A 22524-nucleotide genomic window follows, 5' to 3' on the forward strand; every position below is an offset into this window, starting at 1 on the left:
CCAAATTCTTCAATCGTAAATCCTATAAAGGGATATCGATTATTATGGTGGTGCCTTTATTGAGTTCAGATTCTATGGTCATGTTGCCATTTAGGTGCTCTACGCGCTTATCGATACTGCTTATGCCCATACCTTTTTTGGTTTTGGTAATTTGGCTTGGGTTAAAGCCTTTGCCGTTATCTTCTACCATAATGTTTAAGCTCTCGTCGTGGTTGGTAATGTGTATGGTGGCCTCGGTAGCGTTGGCGTGTTTAATAATGTTGGTAATGAGCTCTTGTACAATACGGAAAATGGTAAGCTCCAAACTGTTTTCCAGCCTGTTTTCCAATCCGTGGTCTATAATATCGATAGTGATTTTATTTAAAGCCGAAATCTTATCGGCCATTTCGGTTATGGCTTTTAAAAGGCCTTGTTTGGCGATAACGCCCGAGTTTTTGGCATGGGCAACGCTTCGTACCTTATTATAGGCCTCATCGATAAGTGTATTGGTTTTTGCGTAAAGCTCGGGCGTTTGTTTGTCTTTAAGCGCGTTAAAATGAAGCTTTACGGTTGCCATGAGTCCGCCCAAATCGTCGTGCAGGTCGTTGGCGATGCGCTGGCGTTCTTTTTCTTGGCCTTCTATCATGGCATCGATGCTCAATAGCTCTTGCTCTTTTAAAACGGTGGCCAGTTTTTGGGTTTCCAGGGCTTTTTCCTGTTCGGCGAGTTTTTGTTTTTTGCGGGTGTTTTTTTGGATGAGGAAGGCGGTGATGCCACCAAAGAGCAAAAGTAATGCAGCTATGGTTAAATATGTTTTTTTCTGCTGTTGTTCTTTTTCAACACTAATCTTTAATTCTAAATTCTCTCGTTCTTTTTTTTCAGTTTCATATTTTATATTGTATTCTTCTACCTTTTTAAGCAATTCCAAGCTGTTAATTGAGTCTTTTAAGATTTCGTGTTTTTTACTGTATTCTAAAGCCTTGATGTAATTGTTGTTTTTCTTGTAAAGGTTTGAAAGATCTTCAAAAATATAAGACTGCATTTTTAAATTGTTGGATGCGTCTGCATATTGTTTTGCTTTTTGATAGTATTTAATGCTTAAATCGTGGTTGTTGTTAATACTGCTAATTACCCCTTTGTTAAAGTAAAGACTTGTCAAACCTTGTGTGCTCATATTGTGTTTTAAGGCTTGGTTAAAATATTTTTCAGCCGAATCGATTTCTTTTAATTGGCCTAAATAAATACCGCCTATGTTTTGTAATATTGAACCGCTTATCTTGGAAATAGGCTTAATGCTGAATGCCTTTTTATAATAAAACAATGCCGAATCGATTTGGTTTACAGCACTAAAGTAAGTGCCCAAATTATTGTAATTATAAACCAAGTTAGCAGTATCGTTAAGGTAAGCTAAATTAGGCGTGTTTTTTTTTAGATAATAATAGTTCTTGCCTTGTTTGTTTAGCTGCGCATACGAGGATGCTATTTTTTGATACACTTTGGACTTTAATTGTATTGAACTAAAATCGTCTTTTTCCAAAAATTTTAAAGCCGACAGGAAATAGTATATCGCTGAGTCTTTGTGCGTTTCAAGCAGCCTATGGATATTGCCCAAACAATAATCTAGATTGGCTTTTTCAAAATCGGGTAAATCTGAATAGTTTTTTTTTGATTCGTACAAGTATTTTTTTGAATCCGTTTTGTTAATCCAAAAGGAATTTTTAAACAATTCTATATATATATCGTGATTTTCAACATTTGAGAATGGATGTTTTTTTAAGCTGTTCTCTAAAAGCGTTATTGCTTTTTGGTGCTGTTTTGCTTTATAAAGTACCTTGGCTGAATCTATTGTTTTTTCGAATACCGTTTTTTGTCCGAACATCAAGTTTGAAAAAAAAAGTAGATATATAAATGTTTTAATTTTCAATCTTAGGTAAATTATTTTTATCTGGATCATTAGGTACTTCATTTGTTGTTGTTGCTATACCTGTTCTTTCGTTAAATATTTGGTGGTCATCATCAGTCGTAACTTCAGTCTCTTCGCTAGTAAGCTTTGGTTTTAACTTTATTTTTAAGATTTCTGCTTTATTTCCAGAAATAAAAGATTCAAACGCCTTTTTTGCTTCTTCATGATTTTCAAAATTGGATGGATCCAAATCAAATGAAATTAACTGAGAATTTGGAGAGTCTTCGTACTTAACAATATATATCAGAGTGTTTTTTGTATGCCTTCTTTTTTTTGTAAGATATCTTTTTAATACAATTGATTCAATTTTGCTTTTGAAGGCAACAAAAGTAATTTTGTAACCTAATATTTCTGTACTATCACTATTATATTTTATTTTAACGCTAGTTACATAGTCTAAGGGTTCTAGTTTTTTACTGTTACCCAAATCTGTAATAGTTGCACTAGAAACTTTATGGCTTAATTTAAAATCACCTAAATTTTCCCTTTGTTTTTTTAGTGTATTTAAAATTTCTGTATTCTGCTTTTTAATAAACTCCAAATCCTCTTTGCAGCAATTTTTGCACGACTGCATTGTGGTTAGCATTAAAGACAATAAAAATGCTATATGTAACTTGGTTTTCATGGTGGTTGGTTTTGGTTTAACAAGTGTAAATCTCTAAAAAATAAGATTTTAAAAACATACCCAATACAAGGTATATTCTCCTTTAAGTTAGAGAAACCAAATACTTACAACTCAAAACATCGGCAAAAAGCAAATAAAACCGAAGACGCGTTTTATTTTAAAAAGAATTTAATGGCAGCAATAAACAATATAAACGAAATAAAAGCAAGTAACATCCAAGAGCTACCTTTGTAAAACCGTTTGTGCAGTTTCAAATCTTTACGGTAAGTGTAGCCAATAGTAATAGCAAACGCAATAAAAAACAAAATCCCGAAAACAATTTGACCCGTACTAAACATATCGTTATTTTTATGCAAATTTAATGAAAACAGAGATTCCCAACTGCGTGGGAATGAAAAAAAAGATTATTGATGAAAAATAAAATAGAAGCCGTAAAAGCCTTCCATACCGCTTTTAAAATAGGGCATAGTGAAACGCCTAAAGCCGATTTGGGATTAGCCAAAAACATACTGCGCTACAAATTGATGCGCGAAGAAAACGAAGAATATCTAGAGGCCGCAAACAACAACGATTTGGTTGAAGTTGCCGATGCACTTGGGGATATGCTTTATATTTTATGCGGCACCATTATAGAACACGGTATGCAGCATAAAATTGAAGAAGTATTTGATGAAATTCAAAGAAGCAATATGAGCAAGTTGGGCGAAAACGGAAAACCCATTTACCGTGAAGACGGAAAAGTGCTTAAAGGGCCCAATTATTTTAAACCGAATATTGAAGCTATTTTAAAGAAATAGATATAACGCCTTTTCGACTTTCTGAATTTACTTGTCTAAACTAGTTTCAGTATTTTAGAACCTTAGAAAAAGACATGATTAAAAAAAGAGAAGTTAAAAACACTTCTCTTTTTTTAATTCGTTTGAGTACCGCCTTCCTTTTGGCAGGGGTTTCTTAAACTTTATAACGCCACCCAAACGGGTCTTCACATTTATTGGTTTGTATATCGGTAATACGTTTCTTTAAAAAACCGGCATAGGTGTTTTCTAATTCAGGCAACTCAAAATCTTCATCTTTATAACCAAAACCTGCTATAGGCGAAATAACGGCAGCTGTACCTGCGCCAAACATTTCTTTTAACGAGCCATCTTTTGCAGCAGCAACCACCTCGCTAACTGTTATTTTTTTTACTTCAACATTTAGGCCTTCGGCTTTAGCCAATTCAATAATGCTTTTGCGGGTTATACCATCTAAAATACGGTCGCTTATTGGTGCTGTAATTAAGGTGTCTTTTATCCTAATAAAAATATTCATGGCACCGGCTTCTTCAATAAACTCGTGCGTGTTATCGTCGGTCCAAATTACTTGTTGGTAGCCTTTTTCAATAGCTAGTTGCGTGGGGTAAAATTGTCCGGCATAATTACCGCCCGCTTTAGCAAAACCAACACCGCCGTTGGCAGAGCGCGAGTATTTTTCTTCAATTAAAACCTTTAGTTTACCGGCAAAATAAGCTCCCGAAGGCGCTGTGGAAATTAAAAATTTATATTCGTCTGCTGGCGAAGCATGAAACCCTTTGCCTGTGGCAAAAATAAATGGCCTAATGTACAGCGAGCAGCCTTCTTTTTTTGGTATCCAATCGCTATCAACTTTCAATAAAGCTTTTAAACCTTCCATAAAATACGCTTCAGGTAGCTCTGGTATGGCAAGGCGTTTTGCCGAAATGTTCAAGCGTTTAAAATTATCTAAAGGCCGAAACAATAAAATGTTGCCATCTTCATCTTTATAGGCCTTCATCCCTTCAAAAATAGACTGTCCGTAATGAAAAATCTTAGCAGAAGGATCTAAGGTAATTGGCCCATAAGGCACTACTTTTGGGGCATGCCATTTTCCGTCTTTGTAATCGCACTCCAACATATGGTCTGAAAAAACATGGCCAAATTGCAAATTGTCAAAATCTACATTGTTTATGGTTGTTTGGTCTGTTTTTATAACCTCTATGTCATTGATTAAAGTATTCATAATTTGAGTTGTTTATGGTACAAATTTAAGTAAAACGGAATTAAAAATGATATATTTGTAATAAATCGTTTAAAAACAATATACACATTACAAATGAAACCTATTACCTTATTGATTATTTGCGTTTTTCTGTTAAATTCTTGTAAAAATAAAACCGAAAACCCAGAGCCAAAACCCGTTATAGCCGAAAAAATTAGTTATAAATCTTTTGGAGACAGCATAATTGCAGACGATGCCATTGCAGCAAAATCTATGGCTTCTCATTATAAAACCATGGCTGTTGGGGATAGCATTGATGCTAAAATCACAGCAACCGTTAAAAAAGTTTGTCAAGCAAAAGGCTGTTGGATGACCTTGGATTTGGGCGAGGACGAAGAGGTTATGGTAAAGTTTAAAGATTATGCTATTTTTATGCCAAAAGATATTGGTGGGAAAGAAGTAATTATAAACGGTAAGGCTTATGTAAAAGAAGTATCGGTAGATGAACAGCGCCATTATGCCGAAGACGAAGGGCAATCTGCCGAAGCAATTGCAAGCATTACCAAGCCCAAAAAAACGTATTCTTTTGAAGCCAATGGCGTATTATTAAAACAATAGTTTGCAGCGCGACATTATAATAACTGCCGATGGCTCGTTAACCATTCATTTGCCCGAATGGAACGAGCAATACCACTCTAAACATGGTGCCATTCAAGAGGCTTACCATGTGTTTATAAAACAGGGTTTGCATCATTTATGCCATCCTGAACTTGTTTCTGGGTCTTATCCTGTAAGTCAAAATGAACAAAGTAATAATATATCAATATTAGAAATTGGTTTCGGTACCGGTTTAAACGCTTTTATTACGTTGTTGGAAGCTGAAAAATTGAATATTTCGATTGATTATTATGGAGTTGAAGCATATCCTGTTTTAATGAATGAAATCAATCAACTAAATTATCCACAAGAATTGAATGCTCAAAATGAAGCGTCAACTTTTACTAAACTACATGAAGTTTTTTGGGAAGCACCTCATAAAATCACACCTCATTTTTCAATAACAAAGCAAAACCGGTTTTTCTCAGAAATAAAAGAAAAAGAAAGTTATAACATTATTTACTTTGATGCTTTTGGAGCGCGCGTGCAACCCGAATTATGGACAGAATTAATCTTTAAAAACATGTACAACGCTTTAAAGCAAAATGGTATTTTGGTAACCTATTCTGCAAAAGGCAGTGTAAGGCGAGCCATGGAAAACGTTGGTTTTAAAGTAGAGCGGTTACCTGGGCCACCCGGAAAACGTGAAATGCTGAGAGCTACAAAAAGTTAAAACCCCGTTAAATCTGTTAAACACAATATAAATGTATAGCTATTGGAATTTACATTTTGTAACTTTATGTAAAAAGAAATTATGCGCGTTTTAATAACAGGAGCAACAGGATTGATAGGGCAGGAGATTGTTAAACTTTGCCATAAAAAAAGCATTGCTGTAAACTACTTAACCACAAGTAAATCTAAAATTGTAAAGGTTGAAAACTACCAGGGTTTTTACTGGAATCCTAAAACACAAGCTATTGATGCAAGCTGTTTTAAAGGAGTTGATGCTATTATTCATTTAGCAGGTGCAACCGTTTCAAAACGATGGACACCAGTTTATAAAAGAGAAATTCTTTCCAGTAGAATTGAAGGCACGCAGTTATTGATAAATGCTTTAAAGGGCGAAACACATAGTATAAAACAAGTGGTTTCGGCAAGTGCCATTGGAATATATCCAGATTCTTTAATTCATTATTACGACGAAACTTTTAATGATTTTGATGATTCGTTTTTAAGCAATGTAGTGCAACAATGGGAACACGCTGTTGATGGGTTTTCGCAAGTGGGCATAACCGTATCTAAAGTTAGGATTGGTTTGGTGTTATCAAATAAAGGTGGTGCTTTGCCAGAAATGGTAAAACCCATAAAATTTGGTTTGGGTGCTGCTTTTGGTAGCGGAAAACAATGGCAATCGTGGATACATATTAACGATTTGGCCCGTGTATTTTTATATATTTTAGAAAATAAATTAAGCGGAGTTTATAATGGTGTGGCACCAAACCCAGTGACTAATTTAGAGTTAACCAAAACCATAGCTAAAGTATTGGGTAAACCTTTGTTTTTACCGAACATCCCCAGATTTTTTATGAAACTGGTTTTAGGCGAGATGCATACTTTGCTGTTTGATAGCCAACGGGTAAGCTCTAAAACAATTGAAGATAAAGGCTTCCAGTTTAAAGCGCACCATTTGCAACCAGCTTTAGAGGGGGTGTTGGAGTGAAAAAGGAAGTGTCTTTGAAGGTTCGTTTAACGGTCTTGTATATGGCTCGTAGCGTGCAAATTAGCGATTACTTTTCGGTTAAGCACGAGCCGAATTTTTTAATTTTCTTATTATCTTTTCTTTTCAATAAGCCAAATTAAAAAATTTGGCGGACTTGCAAATTATGCCTTAACTTTGAATTAAGCAACTAACTAGCTATGAGCTATATACGTTGTTAGCAAACGTATTTATTTCCGAAGTATGTCGTTTTCTATTTGCTTTCTTAATTTTGCATTAACGTCTCTAAAGTCAGTTTCGTTTAGATTATATTTCTTTAATTCGTTTTCTAATTTCTCCCAACAATCTCGAACATATTGATGCTTGTCAAAATGTAAAGGTGCTTCTGAAATCATATTTCCAACAAGTGGCTTTAATTCCGACCAATATTTCTTTCTGAATTCCGAATTATCCATTAATTACAATATCTTTTTATTTCTGTGTATGCTTCACTTTTTCCTAATTCTCCTGCTCGTGATAAATCTTTACAACCTAATTCTTTTTCATTAAGTTTTATATGAGATAAACCTTTAATGTAAAGCGTGTTTGCATTTTCTTGAATTTTAATCGCTTTGGTTGCATCATTTATTGCCTTTCCATATTCTCCAGTATTATAATAAATCTCTGCTCTTGTATCCCAAATATACCATTTGCCCTTATCCAACTCAAGTGCTTTTGTTACAAATGGAATTGCTTTCTCAAACTGTTTTAATCCGACATAGGAATAAGCTTTATTATTATAAACTGTTGCTAAATCATAGTTTTGACCTTTTGGATCTCCTTTTGTTATTAATAAATCATAATCGCTTATTGCTCCATAAAAATCGCCAACTTCAGATTTAGCCATAGCTCTGTAAAATAAAAAATCAGGTAATATTTCTTTATTAGTTTTCGCAGATTTGGTAATATCTGAAATTGCTTCACTATAATTTCTTGACAAATAGTTTGCTGTTCCTCTTAATCCATAAAGTAATTCATTTCCTTCGTTACCAATAGATTTATCAATTAATGCAATTCCTTCTTTGTATTTTCCGTTTTGCAGTAATTTGTAAATGGCTTGTAAATCAACGTTTGGTTTTGAATTACCACTTTTATTTAACGGTTTGGTTTCTTGTTTTTGTCCTGAATATGGATTTTTATAATAATTTTTATTCTTTATACTTTCTAAATATTGTTCTGCTGGCTCAAAGTCTTTTACTTTCTTTAGATATTTTTTAGCTTTTTTGTAATCGCCTTTGAAGTAGTAACCTAGTCCGTGAAAATAATTAGTCAAATTATTTGGTGTCCAAATACTTTCTGATGTGTAAATCACATTACTATATTGATTGCTAGACATCATATTTTTATAATATTCAGTCAATTCGTTAAACATATCTTCTCGCCACTCTGATTTTTTACCCATTATTCTGTCACATTTAACAGACATATTATAAGCATCAATTATTCTGTCTTTGTGATAATATGCAACGCTTTTAATTTGATAGGCTAATGCAAAATTTGGTTGAATTTTTAATAAACTATTTGCATCTCCAATTGCGGAATCATAATTACCATTGGATATGTTTTCTGTTGCTCGTTTAGAAATTGTAGTTATAGCTTTTATTTTCAGATTAGTAATATCTGTATTTGAGTAACCACCACTTGCAAAATCAACAAATTTTGGTTTTGCTGTTTTATATCTTGTTCTGTTTGTTGTTGTAGATGAATTTGAAGAATTGTTCGATTTTCTGGCACTTAAACCCATTTGAAAACCACGATTGTAACCATCAGTATAACTATCGGAACTTTCTCCAACTTTCGGAATAGGTGCAATTGGTGGAATTGGGTCAATACAACCAACTCCTTGGTCTTGACAATATCCTTTTTTATATCCTGTATTAAATCCGTTTGTGAATTTATTTTGAGCGAACAAAAAATTCGCTGTAAGAAATAATGTTATGATAAGTAATGTCGTTCGTTTCATATGTTTGCTAATGGTTTGCGGATATGCGCCTGTTTCAATGGCTTATATCCACCGTTAAACGAAGTTAGTTAATTTTTCTGACAAAGTCAAGTCTAAAAAAATAAAAACCATCTACCTCTCAACCGCCGTTAGCTCCGCAATTTTACAAATCACTTCGGTGGCTTTTATCATACTTTCAACGGGCAGGTACTCGTAACGCCCATGAAAATTATGTCCGCCCGCAAAAATATTAGGGCATGGTAATCCCATATAGCTTAGCTGCGAGCCGTCGGTACCACCGCGAATGGCTTTAATTAGCGGCTCAATATCCAATTGTTTCATGGCTTCTTCGGCAATATCAACAATATGCATTACGGGCTCTATTTTTTCTTTCATGTTGTAATATTGGTCTTTTATTTCCACCATAATGGCTTCGGTGCCGTATTGCGAATTAAGCTCGTTTGCCAATTTTTCAAATAAGGCTTTTCGAGCCTCGAATTTTTCTCTGTCGTGGTCGCGAATAATATATTCTAAAACAGTTTCCTCAACTTTCCCGCTCATATTGCTTAAATGGAAAAACCCTTGATAACCTTCAGTGTGTTCGGGGGTTTCTAATCTGGGCAGCGAATTAATAAATTCGGTAGCGATGTACATGGAATTTATGAGTTTACCTTTGGCATATCCGGGATGCACAATTTTTCCTTTCACTTTTACTTTCGCACTGGCGGCATTAAAATTTTCGTATTCCAGTTCGCCAATTTGACTGCCATCCATGGTGTAGGCCCAATCTGCACCAAACTTTTTCACATCAAATTTATGTGCACCACGACCAATTTCTTCATCTGGCGTAAAACCAACGCGTATTTTGCCGTGTTTAATGTCTGGGTTGTTAATTAAATATTCCATGGCCGAAACAATTTCGCAAATACCCGCTTTATCGTCGGCACCCAAAAGCGTTGTGCCATCGGTAGTAATTAAGGTTTGCCCTGTGTATTGGCGCAAATCATCAAAATAATCTGGCGATAATACAATGTTTTCTTCTTTATTTAATAAGATATCGCCACCGTGATAATTCTCAAAAATCTGTGGCTTTACATTGGCACCCGTAAAATCTGGTGAGGTATCAAAATGCGCAATAAACCCTATGGTTGGTACCTCGTGTTCTACATTACTTGGTAGGGTGGCCATAATATAGGCGTTATCGTCAATAGTTACCTCTTGCATACCAATTTCTTTAAGCTCTTTGGCTAATTTGTTGGCTAAATCCCACTGTTTTTTTGTGCTTGGTGTACTGTTTGAATTGGGATCGGATTCGGTATCAATAGTTGCGTAACTAATAAACCGTTTTATAAGGCGTTCTTTTGAAATCATTTTATAGTAGTTTGAGTGAAATAATTAATAGCTCATTATGGGTATAAAGTTACGACTTATAAGTTTTTTAGCTTTTAAATTGCCCATTTTTTTAAATAGAATTACTTTTGCGCAAATATTGACTGATGTACAAATTATTACTGCGCCCGCTATTCTTTTTATTCGACCCCGAAAAGATTCATCATTTTACGTTTTCGTTAATAAAATTCACTTCTAAAATACCTGGATTTGCTTCCATATTTAAAAGTTTGTATGTGGTAAACGATAAACGATTAGAACGAAAATTATTCGGTTTAACTTTTAAAAACCCAGTGGGATTAGCAGCAGGTTTCGATAAAAATGCGGTGCTTTACAACGAGTTGGCAAACTTTGGGTTTGGGTTTATTGAAATTGGTACGGTAACGCCAAAGGCCCAAGCCGGCAACCCCAAAAAACGATTGTTTAGATTGAAAGATGACCAAGGCATTATTAACCGCATGGGTTTTAATAACGAAGGGCTACAAGCTGCAATTACGCAATTAAAAAAAAATAAAGGCAAACTGATTGTTGGCGGAAATATTGGTAAAAACACGCAAACAAAACCTGAGGATTACACCAAGGATTATTTGGAGTGCTTTAATGCCTTGCATCCTTTTGTTGATTATTTTGTGCTAAATGTAAGCTGCCCAAATGTGGGAAGCCATGCCAAGTTAAACGATAAAGATTATTTGGAGGAATTGATAGGTGACGTACAAAAAGCGAATACAGATTTTGAAAACCAAAAACCCATCCTATTAAAAATTGCACCGGATTTAAACGATAATCAGTTGGATGAAATTATTCAATTGGTTGCCGATACCAAACTAGATGGCGTTATTGCCAGCAATACCTCGATGGATAGAAGTAATTTGAAAGCCACTAAAGAACAGTTGGAAACCATTGGAAATGGTGGTTTAAGCGGGCAACCCATAAAAGAAAAAAGTACGCAAACCATTAAATATTTATCTGAAAAAAGCAATAAAGCCTTCCCTATTATTGGTGTTGGCGGTGTACATTCTGCCGAAGATGCGCTCGAAAAAATACGTGCAGGAGCAGATTTAATTCAAGTTTATACGGGCTTTATTTATGAAGGCCCGCGATTGATTAAAGCGATAAACAAAGCGATTTTAAAAGAAAGCTGATTTATTTTTTTCTTTAGGAATTGATGTTTTTGAAACTTACTTTTTTTGGAATTTAGAGTTTTCCTTTTTTGTAATTTCAATATTTATTTGATGATTTTTTTTAGAACCCTTGACTTGCCATCATTTAAAATAAGCAGGTAGGTTCCAGAAGATAAACTGCTCACATCTATGGGGCGATTTGAAACTGTACCAGATAAAAACGTTTGCCCCACTAAATTAGAGATTTCATAGATTGAAACTAGTTCTGTATCATTAGCCTTTATATAAAGCAAATCATTTTTAACAGGGTTTGGATACACTTTAAACATCTCGTCTGATATTGGTATGTAAATGGTTTTAATAAACACATCGTCTATGGCAATATCGCCTTCCCAACTGGAACCTCTAACAGCTCTAAATCTAACTTTTATAGTTTGATTTGTGTACTGTGATAAATCGACAGATTTGGTTAAAAACGCATCACTTTGATTGTTTTGCTGGCTTCCAATAATAGCAGGAATTACATCATTAATATAGCCGGTTTCGGTTTTTAAATCTACGTGCAATGCGCCAATGCCATTTCCAAACATGTGGTAGGCAAATTCAAGTTCAGAGTTTTCTTTATCAATCGTGAAACAAGGCGAAATAAATTCGGTTACATCGCCCGGTTCTGCTCCCGATGCTTCGGCGTAAATGTATTTTCCTAAAATTTCATTGGATGAATTGTCATTATTTGGACCGGTGTTTTCTGTTGCTGTTTCGCCAAAATTAACATGCCAGTTATACCCGTTTTTTGATGCATCTTTGGTAGTCCAACCTTTATCGCCCGCTATCTTAAAATCATCAAAATCTTCGTTTAGCCAATGGGGTTGTGTGCCAACTTTAATATATTGCGAATAGGTTTTACTTATAGATTTCGCTTTGTTTGAAACTCGTAGTGTTACATCGTAAATCCCAGTATTAAAAGTATGTGTTGGGTTTTGGGTAGTATAATCTATTAAGCCATCAGAATTTATATCCCATTCCCATTTGGTTATATTTTTGCAATTGCTTTTAAACTGCACGGTTAAATCTTCGTTACAAGTTTGGCTAACATTAGTTGTGAAATCGGCATTAAACGATGGGCAGGACAAATAGCTTTTGTTTGTTATAAAAAAGGCATACATACGCGCTAATTGTTGCTGAGTAAAATGGGTTCGGCATCCTTTTTTAGCGTACGACATGATGTTTTGTGTGTCTGGATTAAATACATTTCCGTTAGCATCGGTTTCTGTTCCGGTATATTCGCAAAAATTATTTACGTTTTGGTTTGTAAGCATGGGGTCTGCAGGTGTATCGCATATACCATCGCCGGTGGTGTCGCAGTTACTGCCATCTGCCAACTCGGTTGTTAAGCTGTCGTTTTTTGGTCCGTGGGTATGGATTAACGAGAAAAAATGCCCCATTTCGTGCGCCAATGATGAGCTGTTGGTAGCACAATCGTTTTTTATAACAATAATATCTTTTTTTGTTTCATTATTGCTATAACCACAAATGCTTTCGTTGGAAGTGTTTAAAACATAATCCGTAAAATATATATTTATTAATCCGGTAACATTGTTTTTTTCTATAAGGTTTTCTTCATCGTTTTTGCTGTATTGGCATAAGGTATCGCTATCAATATAATTTATTCCATCGCATAAAAAAAATTCCATAAAGGCATCTTTGTAGATGTTGTTTAGATTGGAAATAGCCTCGTTTAATTGAGTAGCACTTATTCCGCCAGAACCATCGGAATGTCTTATAATATGGGCTTTTACAGGAATGGCGTTTACGGTTTTGGCAAAAGTACTGCCTTTGCTGTGTTTAGCATTTAAAAATTCTTGCTCTACCGTTTTAAGCTGAGGCTTTATTTTTTGAAAGTTTTTTAAGTATGCTTCAGAAGTTATAGTGCCACAATTGGTTTCTGCATTTTGACTGTGAAGAATACTGCAAATTGTAAGGCATACAAAAGAAAAAAGATATTTAATTCTTGGGGCTAAAATATTCATTTGGGGCAAACATTTTTTCAAATGTATAGCGATAAGAATATTACAAACAATAAAAACGTTTAAGCGTTAAGTTTTATCGGTTAGATTAAAAAAAACACCTCGTTTTTAGTTAATTACCAACTTTTTGGTGGTGGTGCTATTGGCTGTTTTTATATTTAAAAGATAAACGCCTTTGTTTAAATGTGTTAAATCGATGTTTAATTTCGAGAGCCCTTTTTTAACCGGAATATCTTTAACCAATCGCCCTAAGATATTGTAAATTGAAGCAGATATTAAATCTTTGTTTTTAAGGTTTGAAAGTGTTATTTTTCCTTTTGAAGGGTTTGGATGAATTGATACATTTTCTAAATCGTTAATATTATCAAGACTTAAAGTGGAATCTATGTAATTAAAGGTAACCGTACCAATTCTGTGGCTCATATTGGTGTTCACGCCATCAAAAGGCGCCATGTCTAATAGGCTTGTAATAACGTCCTTCGGATTTGTAGCTGCATTATTTCCAGAATAGCCGTTGCCTTCTTCTGTACCTGCATCGTACGGAAACACATCAACGGTATAAGTGGTTTTCCATCCGTTGTTTATGGCATGGTTTCCGGACCTTAAATTTTCGCTATTAACGGCTATAAACCAATCTGGACTGGGGGCAATCATTGAAGCAAGACTCACGAAAGGATAATCTGAACTTACCTGGATACTTGTTGTAATGGTGCCTTGTGCCGCATTTAAACCGTTGCCAATTATAAATTTATCGGCATCTGTATTTGCGGTTACTTCACTTTCAAAAGCACTAGTGAGACCTTCTTCTGCTATCAATTCTATTCCAGCCGAGGCCGCTGTTCCCATTTCTAATATCGAGTTTGCGGTTTGGTGCGTAGCAATAGCTATGGGCGACCAATGCGGATTGCTTGGTAAGGGGATGCTGCTTATGCCATTAGTGGCATCTGCTGCGGGAGTTTCCCAAAAACTCTCAAAAACAATAGTGTAATTGGCAATACTTTGGGCGTAGAAATTAGGTGTAATAAGTAAGCACAGTACTAAGACTGTATGAGAAGTAAAGTTTTTCATGAGAATTGTAGTTTATTGGTTTTATAATGATTTAAGTCTTATTAAATTACTGCACCTTACAAAATAATAGTATTTTTATCGTCCATTTTTTTTTTGATGTCAATGTCTAAAAAAGTAAAGATAATCGAGTGCCCGCGCGATGCTATGCAGGGTATAAAAACGTTTATTCCAACGGCTAGTAAAGTGCAATACATTCAATCGTTACTGCGCGTGGGTTTCGATACCATAGATTTTGGTAGCTTTGTATCGCCAAAAGCCATACCGCAAATGGTTGATACCGGAGCGGTTTTATCGCAACTCGATTTAAGCAAAACCATTAGTAAATTGTTGGCCATTGTTGTAAACCAAAGAGGAGCTACAGAGGCATCCATCCATAAAGAAATAGATTATTTAGGATACCCGTTTTCAATTTCAGAAAACTTTCAAATGCGGAACACCCATAAAACTATTGCCGAATCTATATTAATTTTAGATGATATTTTAAACCTAGCAGATAAAACCAATAAAGAAGTGGTGGTTTATATTTCTATGGGATTTGGCAACCCTTATGGCGACCCTTGGAATGTTAATATAGTGGGCGAGTGGACGGAGCGTTTACATAAAATGGGGGTAAAGATCTTATCGTTAAGCGATACGGTTGGCACATCGATTCCTGAAAATATTAGCTATTTATTTTCTCATTTAATACCACAGTATCCGCATATAGAATTTGGTGCCCATTTGCACACTACACCAAGCACTTGGTTTGAAAAGGTAGATGCCGCCTACAAAGCGGGATGTTTACGTTTTGATGGTGCCATACAAGGTTTTGGAGGCTGCCCCATGGCCAAAGACGAACTTACAGGCAATATGCCAACCGAGAAACTATTGTCTTACTTTACCTCGCAAAAAAACAATAGTTTAAACGCACTTAGTTTTGAGAGCGCTTACAACGAAGCTTCAAAAATATTTAATAATTATTACTGATTGAAATAAAACGCAGACAAAGGCATAATGGAACATTTTGACCAGAAATTATACAATTTAAAACCCCTGCAATCGAATACACTTTGCAGGGGTTTATTTTATTAAGTTCTTTATTAAACAATAAAACGGTAATGATATGCTATTACAGGCTAAAAGGCGTCAATGCCAAAGCAAGCCTACAGTGGTTTCCGCTATATGTTTTTTAGTTTTAATAGCTTGTAACTTGTAATAGCGTTATTAAAATTTAAACTCAAAACCGCCATAAATTCCAAAGGGGTGTCCAGGTCTTAAACCAGAAGGCGTTCTTGACACCGCATAGGTGTTGTCTAATAAATTCATAAGGTTAGCAGTTAGGTTAAACTGCTTTGCAATGTTGTATTTGCCCGATAAATCCAGGATAAAATAAGAATCTACTTTTTCGTTGCTTGGAATTGCTCCAGTACCGGATTTTGTTCTAAACTCTCCGTTGAACCTTGCATTTAAATTTACTTCAAATTTAGAATGCTCTAATGAAATTGCAGCATTGAATTGATTTTTTGGTATATAAGGCATTTCATCTCCAGAGGTTACAGTGCCCCACAGTCTGTTAGAGCTCCCAAAGTCGTTTAAAAATTCTGAATTAGTATATGTGTAAGCAAAAGAAATTGGTAGGGAAAACGTGCTGTTAGGGTTTGCTAAGTTGTAGTTTAATAATAATTCCAGTCCGTTCACTTTTACTTCGCCTGCATTAAATTGATCTAAAGAACCCGATCCGCCAGATGCTGCAAGGTCGCTGCCTAAAAGGTTGGAATAATCGTTGTAGAAACCAACAATCTCCCCTCTTAGTTTGCCTGTATTAAAACGGGTTCCTAATTCGTAATTTATACTTTCTTCTGCCTTTTCGCCATCTCTATTTCCAGGAGGCGAGAAGCCTTTGTGAACGCCACCAAATACTGAAATATTATTGTTAAACTTATAGTTAGCGCCCATTCCGGGAATAAAAATAGAAACTGTATTTTCCCTGGTTTGTAAATTAGTAGCAGTTCTATTTACATCGTTTTTACCAAAATCTTCTCTGTTTAAAGCGATGTTTTCGTACCTTAAACCAGGTGTAAAGGTCCATTTGTTGTGTTTTAATTTGTAGGTTATAAAAGAAGCTAAAGCTTTTGCACTACTAATTCTATTGGCATCTGTTCCGGGGGTTCCGGCAGTTGTTAAAGTTAAAATTCCAGTATTGGAAATGCTGTAGTTATCTACCCATTGAAACCGGTCTTCTTCATCATAGTGGTACCTTAGGCCAATTTCAATATCGTGAAAAGTATCTCCTTTGTACCAATGGTAATCTAATTTTGTTTGGATACCTTGTGCATAGTATTTTCTGTTGTTTGCTTTAATACCCAATACATCTGCTGCAGAATTTATGCTGCCCGTTACCGTGTTGAAATGTCCCGATAGTGTTGTTGGATCATTTAAAACATTAGCAATAGATTGCTTATCGCCGTTAAAGGTAACATCGTTTAACTTATACCAATTTCTTGCAAAGTTGTTGCGATATAAATTAGTGGTAATTCTGAAGTTTTTAGAAAACTCCAAGTTGTGTGTTAGCACATATTGGGTATGGTCAGTAGTCATTTTATCATGGTTTGAAGCAGGGTATCGAGAAAACGGATTTTTATTGAAATCTTCTTCAGACAAGCCTAAATACGTTTCATTTCCATTTTCATCAGAGTACTGAAACTTGAACTCAATATTTTGTTTTACGGTAGCATTCGCAAACAAATTGGCACTCAATTTTGCAACAACATCATTTTTGTTAAAACCAGTATTTTTTTCGCTAGGTAAAGTTTTAAAACCATCTGAACCATAATTTAAATATTCTACCAAATAGCCAAAGGTTTTGTTTGCCCCACCAATCTTTGCGTGCAGTTGGTTAGAATTAAAACTACCATAACTTGCTCTTATTTTGCCAGAAAATTTGTTTGGTATTTGTGAAGAAACCATGTTAATTGCTCCGCCACTGGTAAAAGGGCCGTATTGTACTTGGCTACTGCCTTTTAAAATTTCTACGGCTTCCATTCTTGCAATAGTAGGAAAATAGTAAGCCGCAGATGCGCTGTAAGGTGCCGGGGCGGTTAAAATACCGTCTTCCATAATGGTAATTTTCGAACTTCTTCCCGGAGATGTACCTCTTAAACTAATGTTTGGTCTTAAACCAAAGCCATCTTCTTGGTACATATTAACGCCAGGTACGATACTTAAAACTTTATGGATATCTGTTGAATTAAATTTTTCGAGTTCTTGAGACGACAGATAAAATGCGGAGCCGGTTCTGTGTTTTGCTACATATTTACTGCCTAATATTTTGTTTGTAGAAATTAATACCTCATCTAATTTTTGAATGGAGTCTAATTGGTTTTTTAAGACTTTACTTTCTTTTTGTTGAGCAGAAATAGTAACCGCAAATAGAGAGGTTAAAACTAATAATTTTGTCTTGATTTTATTTAGTTTCATTATAAATAGGTTTAATTTTTGGGCAAATATAAACCTCAATTTTAAATCAGCAAAGCTTATTTAGAATAAATAAAAATAATTTTTTTAATGATTTGATAATTAATATTTTATAATTAAAATTTTTGCTTATCTTTCTTTTTGGTTTTAAATTATTTTTAGATTTCTTCAATACCTCACAATTAAAATCGTCTGGTAATGTGGTTTAATATTCGTCTATAAACGCAATTAAATTTTTTTGTTTGTTGAGATGAATAATGCTAAGAAAACGGCTTAGAAAAATACCATTTTATACGCTTGGAAATTCTAAATTACTTTTTATATTTGCACCCTTAAAAATTCTAAAAGAGAGGAGGTTAAGATACTATGTTAATAATACCGGTAAAAGAAGGAGAAAATATAGATAGAGCGCTAAAGCGTTATAAACGTAAATTTGTAAGAACAACCATTAAGAACCAATTGCAAGATCGCAAACAGTTTAACAAGCCATCCGTTTTACGAAGAGCTCAAATACAAAAGGCGCAGTACATCCAGCGCTTAAGAGACGCAGAAGAGGTATAGTACCTGTCGCTTAATAAATTTAATCCCGCAAAAAAGCGGGATTTTTTTTGTCTAATATTTATTCTACGCACATATTGCAGTGCAAGCTTAATAAATAGGCTTTGTTTAAGGTTGTAAACAGCGGTAACGGCTTTTGTTAATCTGGGTTAAATACGGTTTGTGCCTGCGAATTAACCAAAGTGCAAATCATATATCTGTTTCAAAAAAAATTGTATCTTGAACACAGAATTTTGAATATATTATATGTCCTTTAAATCATTCGCAGATTATTTATTGTTGGAAAAAAACTATTCGGCATTAACCGTAAAAGCTTATCTAAACGATTTAGAAACTTTTTCAGCATTCATAACAACCGAATACGGTACCAATTCCATCAATCAAGTTAATTACCCGCAAATAAGGCATTGGATAGTTTCTATGGTAGAAAGCAAACTGTCAAACATAAGTATAAACCGAAAAATATCGGCATTAAACACCTATTATAAGTTTCTTTTAAAAATTGGTGCAATTAAAACCAATCCGCTTTACAAGCACAAAGCTTTAAAAACAAGCAAAAAAATCCAAGTCCCTTTTTCAGAAGATGAGGTAAAGGCGGTTTTAAACAATCTGCATTTCGATAAGGATTTTGAAGGCATTCGCAACAAGCTAATTATAGAATTGTTTTACACAACCGGAATACGGCGTATTGAGCTAGTGCAGCTCAAGCTTGCACATGTAGATCTGGCAAACAAAACCTTAAAAGTATTGGGCAAAAGAAATAAAGAGCGCTTCGTACCGTTATTAAACTCTGTAGCGCAGACCTTAAGTAATTATATAATTTCAAGAAGCAACTTAGAACAAATCACAGATAACGATATGCTGTTTTTAACGAAAAAAGGAATTAAAATATACGAAACACTTGTTTACAGAATAATAAATGAGTATTTTAGTTTGGCATCTTCAAAGGTTAAAAAGAGCCCGCATATATTGCGGCACTCCTTTGCAACCCATTTGCTTAACCAAGGTGCTAGTTTAAATGCAGTAAAAGAACTCCTGGGGCATTCCAGTTTAGCAGCAACACAAGTTTACACGCACAACAGTATAAAAGAGCTTAAAAAAACACATATTAATGCACACCCAAGAAGCGAAACCAAAAAATAAAAGTATGTAATGAGCCAAAAGAAACCTTTTAGAACCAACTAATTAAACCAAGTACAGGCCATTTGCATCTAGCCAATTATTAACCTAAAAAAATAACAGATGAAAGTAAACACACAATCAGTTAATTTCAACGCAGACCAAAAATTAATAGATTTTATCCAAAGACGAATGGATAAGTTAGACATGTATTATGATAAAGTTATAAAATCTGATGTTTATTTAAAAGTAGAAAACACAAGTGGTAAAGAAAATAAAATATTTGAAGCCAAGGTAAGCGTGCCCGGAGACAGTTTTGTGGTAAAAAAGCAATGTAAAAGTTTTGAAGAAGGTGCAGATATGGCAATTTCGTCCTTAGAAAGGCAGCTAAAAAAGCGAAAAGAAAAATTAAGAGCACATTTATGAAAAAAATTTATGAAAAAATGTTTTGAATAAAAAAATAAATCTATACATTTGCAGTCCGTTAGAAATAGCGGGCTTTTTTTATGCTAAAAAAGTGTAAAAAACGCCGATGTAGCTCAGCTGGCTAGAGCAGCTGATTTGTAATCAGCAGGTCGTGGGTTCGAGTCCCTCCATCGGCTCTAAAATATTGAAATGCGAGCAGGAAGTTGAAAAAAGTATAGTGTATATTTTTTTTACTTGAGAAGAGATGTTTATTCTGAGCGTAGTCGAGGGAAGTCCTTTATCGGCTTTTTGATTTCTGCGAAAGCAGAAAGCACGAATAGGAAAAGCAATAACTGCTTAGAAGGTGTTCTTAAAAAAAAATATTGATAGTAGCATTTTAAATTCAGTTTTTTTGAATTTTTTAAAATGTAAATAGATTGGGGAGATACTCAAGCGGCCAACGAGGGCAGACTGTAAATCTGCTGACTATGTCTTCGCAGGTTCGAATCCTGCTCTCCCCACAATTTTGAGCGTAACGCTAAAAGAGCGCCTTAAAGGTGTTTCCGAGGCTTCGGGGTTGCTCCCCCGGTAACGATTTTTGCGCAGTCGAAAATTAAGAAATCCAAAAGTAAAGCAAGTTTATAGATTTGCTGTTTTTTTTTTGGAACCGTTCATGTAAGTAATGGGTATAATTTGATTAGATTCTTAAATCAATCTACAGGTTTTTCGAAATTTGGTTTTGTTGGGGTTTTTTCAAAAAATTGCGAGAGTAGCTCAGTTGGTAGAGCGTCAGCCTTCCAAGCTGAATGTCGCCGGTTCGAACCCGGTCTCTCGCTCTATAAATTTACGAATTACTAAATGCGATTCACGAATCGTAAATCTTGAATCGGCAATCGTAAATAAATTGCCGGTGTAGCTCAGGGGTAGAGCGTTTCCTTGGTAAGGAAGAGGTCACGAGTTCAAATCTCGTCATTGGCTCTATATTAAGGAGTATAGCAAAGAATACACTAATATTATTATATAACTAAGATTAAAATTATTTAAAAAACATGGCAAAGGCAACTTTCGATCGTTCAAAACCACACTTAAATATTGGTACAATTGGACACGTAGATCACGGTAAAACAACTTTAACTGCTGCTATTACTAAAGTATTAGCTGATGCAGGTTTCTCAGAAGCAAGATCATTCGATCAAATTGATAATGCACCAGAAGAAAAAGAAAGAGGTATTACAATTAATACATCTCATGTAGAATATCAAACAGAAAATCGTCATTATGCACACGTTGACTGTCCAGGTCACGCCGATTACGTTAAGAACATGGTAACTGGTGCGGCACAGATGGATGGTGCTATCTTAGTTGTTGCTGCAACAGATGGTCCAATGCCGCAAACTCGTGAGCACATCTTATTAGGGCGTCAAGTAGGTATTCCTCGTATCGTTGTTTTCTTAAACAAAGTAGATATGGTTGATGACGAAGAGCTTTTAGAGCTTGTAGATATGGAGGTAAGAGACTTGTTGAACTTTTACGAGTACGATGGCGATAACGGGCCTGTAGTGTCTGGTTCTGCTTTAGGCGCACTTAACGGTGAGCAAAAATGGGTTGATACAGTATTGGAGTTAATGAAAGCTTGTGATGAGTGGATTGAAGAGCCAGTACGTGATATGGATAAGCCTTTCTTAATGCCTATTGAAGATGTATTCTCAATTACTGGGCGTGGTACTGTTGCCACAGGCCGTATTGAAACTGGTGTAGCTAACACTGGTGATCCTGTTGAGATTATTGGTATGGGAGCTGAAAAGTTAACATCTACCATTACAGGTATCGAGATGTTCCGTCAAATTCTAGATAGAGGTGAAGCTGGAGATAACGCAGGTATCTTATTAAGAGGTATTGAGAAAACTCAAATCTCAAGAGGTATGGTAATCTGTAAACCAGGTTCTGTAACACCACACGCTAAATTTAAAGCAGAGGTTTATATCCTTAAAAAAGAAGAAGGTGGACGTCACACACCATTCCACAACAACTACCGTCCACAGTTCTACGTACGTACAACAGACGTAACAGGAAACATTGCGCTTCCAGACGGTGTTGAAATGGTAATGCCCGGAGATAACTTAACTATTACTGTTGAGTTGATTAACACTATTGCAATGAACGTAGGTTTGCGTTTCGCTATCCGTGAAGGCGGTAGAACAGTAGGTGCAGGACAAGTAACAGAAATTTTAGACTAAACATTAGTTTAATAAATATAGAGCTTAAGGTATTCCGATTTATTCGGAATGCCTTTTGAATTATATTTAAGGGTTTAGCTCGTCCCAATAGCTATCGGGAACTAGTTAAATGTCCAAAACACGGGTTTAGCTCAGTTGGTAGAGCACTGGTCTCCAAAACCAGGTGTCGGGAGTTCGAGTCTCTCAACCCGTGCTAAGCAAAAGCAGTGTGGCAAGAAGCAAAACCTGCCATATTTGGTAAAGGTGACTTTAAGTCCAAAGCGGCGCACCTTAAATTAAATTTGAGTGTG

The 22524-nt window shown here is 35.2% G+C and carries 19 protein-coding genes and 5 tRNA genes; 15 read left to right on the forward strand and 9 right to left on the reverse strand.

From position 1 onward, the window contains the following. Positions 1–22 precede the first annotated feature (22 nt). Positions 23–1858 (reverse strand): tetratricopeptide repeat-containing sensor histidine kinase, encoded by a 1836-nt coding sequence (locus tag ACFSQS_RS06870; RefSeq protein ID WP_388016128.1) that lies wholly within the window; start codon positions 1856–1858, stop codon positions 23–25. Between the two features lie 34 nt (positions 1859–1892). After that, positions 1893–2567 (reverse strand): hypothetical protein, encoded by a 675-nt coding sequence (locus tag ACFSQS_RS06875; protein ID WP_388016131.1) that lies wholly within the window; start codon positions 2565–2567, stop codon positions 1893–1895. 410 nt (positions 2568–2977) lie between these two features. Here ACFSQS_RS06875 and ACFSQS_RS06880 point away from each other — a divergent pair, with 410 nt between their 5' ends. Beyond that, positions 2978–3364: a pyrophosphohydrolase domain-containing protein gene (locus ACFSQS_RS06880; RefSeq protein ID WP_388016134.1), complete on the forward strand. Its 387-nt coding sequence runs from the start codon at positions 2978–2980 to the stop codon at positions 3362–3364. A gap of 154 nt (positions 3365–3518) precedes the next feature. On the opposite strand, the gene ACFSQS_RS06885 is transcribed toward ACFSQS_RS06880, so the two are convergent. Beyond that, on the reverse strand, positions 3519–4583 hold the full coding sequence (locus tag ACFSQS_RS06885; protein ID WP_388016137.1) for a branched-chain amino acid aminotransferase: 1065 nt from the start codon (positions 4581–4583) through the stop codon (positions 3519–3521). A 93-nt stretch (positions 4584–4676) separates the two neighbouring features. Between ACFSQS_RS06885 and ACFSQS_RS06890 the strand changes: the two genes are divergently transcribed. The 3 genes from ACFSQS_RS06890 to ACFSQS_RS06900 all read left to right on the forward strand — a co-directional run bounded on the left by ACFSQS_RS06890 (position 4677) and on the right by ACFSQS_RS06900 (position 6879). After that, entirely contained in the window at positions 4677–5180 is a 504-nt protein-coding gene (locus ACFSQS_RS06890) for a DUF4920 domain-containing protein (protein WP_388016140.1), read from the forward strand. Position 5181: 1 nt separating this feature from the next. Continuing rightward, positions 5182–5892 carry a tRNA (5-methylaminomethyl-2-thiouridine)(34)-methyltransferase MnmD gene (gene mnmD / locus ACFSQS_RS06895; RefSeq protein WP_388016143.1) on the forward strand — a complete coding sequence of 237 codons (711 nt, stop codon included), beginning with the start codon at positions 5182–5184 and terminating at the stop codon, positions 5890–5892. An 81-nt stretch (positions 5893–5973) separates the two neighbouring features. Further along, complete coding sequence (locus tag ACFSQS_RS06900; RefSeq protein WP_388016146.1) at positions 5974–6879, forward strand: TIGR01777 family oxidoreductase; 906 nt, start codon at positions 5974–5976, stop codon at positions 6877–6879. A gap of 227 nt (positions 6880–7106) precedes the next feature. Here ACFSQS_RS06900 and ACFSQS_RS06905 read toward each other — a convergent pair whose 3' ends face one another. The 3 genes from ACFSQS_RS06905 to pepT form a co-directional block, all read right to left on the reverse strand. Next, a complete protein-coding gene (locus ACFSQS_RS06905; RefSeq protein WP_388016149.1) occupies positions 7107–7331 on the reverse strand; it encodes a hypothetical protein in 225 nt (74 codons plus the stop codon). Next, entirely contained in the window at positions 7331–8878 is a 1548-nt protein-coding gene (locus tag ACFSQS_RS06910) for a tetratricopeptide repeat protein (protein WP_388016152.1), read from the reverse strand. The genes ACFSQS_RS06905 and ACFSQS_RS06910 overlap by 1 nt, the downstream gene beginning before the upstream one ends. Before the next feature lie 111 nt (positions 8879–8989). Beyond that, positions 8990–10228 (reverse strand): peptidase T, encoded by a 1239-nt coding sequence (gene pepT, locus ACFSQS_RS06915; RefSeq protein ID WP_388016155.1) that lies wholly within the window; start codon positions 10226–10228, stop codon positions 8990–8992. Positions 10229–10353: 125 nt separating this feature from the next. On the opposite strand from pepT, the gene ACFSQS_RS06920 reads away from it, so the two are divergent. Next, positions 10354–11388, forward strand: coding sequence for a quinone-dependent dihydroorotate dehydrogenase (locus ACFSQS_RS06920; RefSeq protein WP_388016158.1), 1035 nt, complete (start codon positions 10354–10356; stop codon positions 11386–11388). 83 nt (positions 11389–11471) lie between these two features. On the opposite strand, the gene ACFSQS_RS06925 is transcribed toward ACFSQS_RS06920, so the two are convergent. After that, positions 11472–13397 carry a M43 family zinc metalloprotease gene (locus ACFSQS_RS06925; protein ID WP_388016161.1) on the reverse strand — a complete coding sequence of 642 codons (1926 nt, stop codon included), beginning with the start codon at positions 13395–13397 and terminating at the stop codon, positions 11472–11474. 105 nt (positions 13398–13502) lie between these two features. Further along, a complete protein-coding gene (locus tag ACFSQS_RS06930; RefSeq protein WP_388016164.1) occupies positions 13503–14462 on the reverse strand; it encodes a T9SS type A sorting domain-containing protein in 960 nt (319 codons plus the stop codon). Positions 14463–14564: 102 nt separating this feature from the next. On the opposite strand from ACFSQS_RS06930, the gene ACFSQS_RS06935 reads away from it, so the two are divergent. Beyond that, positions 14565–15428: a hydroxymethylglutaryl-CoA lyase gene (locus ACFSQS_RS06935; RefSeq protein WP_388016167.1), complete on the forward strand. Its 864-nt coding sequence runs from the start codon at positions 14565–14567 to the stop codon at positions 15426–15428. A 237-nt stretch (positions 15429–15665) separates the two neighbouring features. On the opposite strand, the gene ACFSQS_RS06940 is transcribed toward ACFSQS_RS06935, so the two are convergent. Beyond that, positions 15666–17918 (reverse strand): TonB-dependent receptor family protein, encoded by a 2253-nt coding sequence (locus ACFSQS_RS06940; protein ID WP_388016170.1) that lies wholly within the window; start codon positions 17916–17918, stop codon positions 15666–15668. 363 nt (positions 17919–18281) lie between these two features. On the opposite strand from ACFSQS_RS06940, the gene rpsU reads away from it, so the two are divergent. From rpsU to ACFSQS_RS06985, 9 genes are all read left to right on the forward strand, one after another. Beyond that, positions 18282–18476: a 30S ribosomal protein S21 gene (gene rpsU, locus ACFSQS_RS06945; protein ID WP_388016173.1), complete on the forward strand. Its 195-nt coding sequence runs from the start codon at positions 18282–18284 to the stop codon at positions 18474–18476. Positions 18477–18719: 243 nt separating this feature from the next. Further along, positions 18720–19616 (forward strand): tyrosine-type recombinase/integrase, encoded by an 897-nt coding sequence (locus ACFSQS_RS06950; protein ID WP_388016176.1) that lies wholly within the window; start codon positions 18720–18722, stop codon positions 19614–19616. Positions 19617–19715: 99 nt separating this feature from the next. Then, positions 19716–20018, forward strand: a complete 303-nt coding sequence (gene hpf / locus ACFSQS_RS06955) for a ribosome hibernation-promoting factor, HPF/YfiA family (protein ID WP_388016179.1) — start codon at positions 19716–19718, stop codon at positions 20016–20018. Between the two features lie 102 nt (positions 20019–20120). Beyond that, positions 20121–20194, forward strand: a tRNA-Thr gene (locus ACFSQS_RS06960). 242 nt (positions 20195–20436) lie between these two features. Further along, positions 20437–20518 (forward strand) — tRNA-Tyr (locus ACFSQS_RS06965). A gap of 242 nt (positions 20519–20760) precedes the next feature. Further along, positions 20761–20833, forward strand: a tRNA-Gly gene (locus ACFSQS_RS06970). A 70-nt stretch (positions 20834–20903) separates the two neighbouring features. Then, positions 20904–20975 (forward strand) — tRNA-Thr (locus ACFSQS_RS06975). 71 nt (positions 20976–21046) lie between these two features. Further along, on the forward strand, positions 21047–22234 hold the full coding sequence (tuf, locus tag ACFSQS_RS06980) for an elongation factor Tu (RefSeq protein WP_388016182.1): 1188 nt from the start codon (positions 21047–21049) through the stop codon (positions 22232–22234). 120 nt (positions 22235–22354) lie between these two features. Continuing rightward, positions 22355–22427: transfer RNA gene (locus ACFSQS_RS06985), tRNA-Trp, on the forward strand. Positions 22428–22524 lie beyond the last annotated feature (97 nt).

Origin of the sequence: Gelatiniphilus marinus, assembly GCF_042684345.1 — a bacterium.
Classification (GTDB): Bacteria; Bacteroidota; Bacteroidia; order Flavobacteriales; family Flavobacteriaceae; genus Gelatiniphilus; species Gelatiniphilus marinus.

Excerpts from the sequence above, each read along its gene's own strand:
- pepT (WP_388016155.1), bottom strand. The coding sequence starts at position 10,228 with ATGATTTCAAAAGAACGCCTTATAAAACGGTTTATTAGTTACGCAACT.
- rpsU (WP_388016173.1), top strand. The coding sequence starts at position 18,282 with ATGTTAATAATACCGGTAAAAGAAGGAGAAAATATAGATAGAGCGCTA.
- tuf (WP_388016182.1), top strand. The coding sequence starts at position 21,047 with ATGGCAAAGGCAACTTTCGATCGTTCAAAACCACACTTAAATATTGGT.
- ACFSQS_RS06950 (WP_388016176.1), top strand. The coding sequence starts at position 18,720 with ATGTCCTTTAAATCATTCGCAGATTATTTATTGTTGGAAAAAAACTAT.
- ACFSQS_RS06875 (WP_388016131.1), bottom strand. The coding sequence starts at position 2,567 with ATGAAAACCAAGTTACATATAGCATTTTTATTGTCTTTAATGCTAACC.
- ACFSQS_RS06890 (WP_388016140.1), top strand. The coding sequence starts at position 4,677 with ATGAAACCTATTACCTTATTGATTATTTGCGTTTTTCTGTTAAATTCT.
- ACFSQS_RS06870 (WP_388016128.1), bottom strand. The coding sequence starts at position 1,858 with ATGTTCGGACAAAAAACGGTATTCGAAAAAACAATAGATTCAGCCAAG.
- ACFSQS_RS06910 (WP_388016152.1), bottom strand. The coding sequence starts at position 8,878 with ATGAAACGAACGACATTACTTATCATAACATTATTTCTTACAGCGAAT.
- ACFSQS_RS06920 (WP_388016158.1), top strand. The coding sequence starts at position 10,354 with ATGTACAAATTATTACTGCGCCCGCTATTCTTTTTATTCGACCCCGAA.
- ACFSQS_RS06925 (WP_388016161.1), bottom strand. The coding sequence starts at position 13,397 with ATGAATATTTTAGCCCCAAGAATTAAATATCTTTTTTCTTTTGTATGC.
- ACFSQS_RS06940 (WP_388016170.1), bottom strand. The coding sequence starts at position 17,918 with ATGAAACTAAATAAAATCAAGACAAAATTATTAGTTTTAACCTCTCTA.
- hpf (WP_388016179.1), top strand. The coding sequence starts at position 19,716 with ATGAAAGTAAACACACAATCAGTTAATTTCAACGCAGACCAAAAATTA.
- ACFSQS_RS06930 (WP_388016164.1), bottom strand. The coding sequence starts at position 14,462 with ATGAAAAACTTTACTTCTCATACAGTCTTAGTACTGTGCTTACTTATT.
- ACFSQS_RS06905 (WP_388016149.1), bottom strand. The coding sequence starts at position 7,331 with ATGGATAATTCGGAATTCAGAAAGAAATATTGGTCGGAATTAAAGCCA.
- ACFSQS_RS06880 (WP_388016134.1), top strand. The coding sequence starts at position 2,978 with ATGAAAAATAAAATAGAAGCCGTAAAAGCCTTCCATACCGCTTTTAAA.
- ACFSQS_RS06935 (WP_388016167.1), top strand. The coding sequence starts at position 14,565 with ATGTCTAAAAAAGTAAAGATAATCGAGTGCCCGCGCGATGCTATGCAG.
- ACFSQS_RS06900 (WP_388016146.1), top strand. The coding sequence starts at position 5,974 with ATGCGCGTTTTAATAACAGGAGCAACAGGATTGATAGGGCAGGAGATT.
- ACFSQS_RS06885 (WP_388016137.1), bottom strand. The coding sequence starts at position 4,583 with ATGAATACTTTAATCAATGACATAGAGGTTATAAAAACAGACCAAACA.